General features: G+C 41.5%; 1 pseudogene. It reads left to right on the forward strand.

The features are described from left to right. Positions 1-656: 656 nt before the first annotated feature. A pseudogene (locus C7N83_RS14020) lies at positions 657-831 on the forward strand (IS1595 family transposase); the annotation flags it as partial.

The raw sequence follows: 831 nt of genomic DNA on the forward strand, positions 1-831 counted from the left end.
GTTGTGCCGCTTTGTCAATCTTTATCATCCGGTTACGCCGCATAAGAGTTTGAAAGGCGATACGCCGTTTGAAATCTGGCAGGCATCATTTCTCAAACGGTTGTGTAAATAACTCGGTTATTTCTTACAGAAAAACTGTCTGAAAGTAGTCGAACGTTCAGACAACCTTTGGTTTATTGCGGTTAGTGCTGAATACAGGGCAGGACATTACATGTAAGTACAGATTTTATTGATATAGGCGATAAATTTTTTTACTCACAAGAATGTTACTGCGTTTGATTTTTCCTGTTATAGTGGCTCCAACCTGTTTTGATACCAACCAGAATGAAGTAAGAGGGAACATATACGTTATGGTACGTAATGCAGTAGCAAAGCTTTTGAACTCTCTTCGTTTTATTTTTCGTGGTGGAATAAATATGTTGGAGCTTAGGAAGCAAAATCATAAAAAGCATGATAAGCTTCTGATATCCCTTAAAAAACGAATTCCCAAAGTTCAGCAAACTTTCCGAACAAAAATTCAGGCAGATATTGCGGCTTTCTGCCACCAGTTTAACTGCTTCTGATACGGCACACTAACGGCACACTAACCGATGTCGGTATCCGAACCGTTAACAACCCTTTTCTTACAATTACGCCGCCGAATGACTCACGAGTATGCAAAGCATACACCGTTTTCCGGTGTTGCCGACCCGGAGAATCCTACTTTGGCGCCAAACGGATTCAGGGAAAACGGGAACCTGGTACCGCCGGTAAAACCATTGTTTTCAGGATCTTAAAACGTGATGGCAAATTCTATCCGGAAATCGTTCCGGATGCCGTCAAAACCATATT

Origin of the sequence: Neisseria iguanae (genome assembly GCF_003013245.1) — a bacterium.
Taxonomy (GTDB): Bacteria; Pseudomonadota; Gammaproteobacteria; order Burkholderiales; family Neisseriaceae; genus Neisseria; species Neisseria iguanae.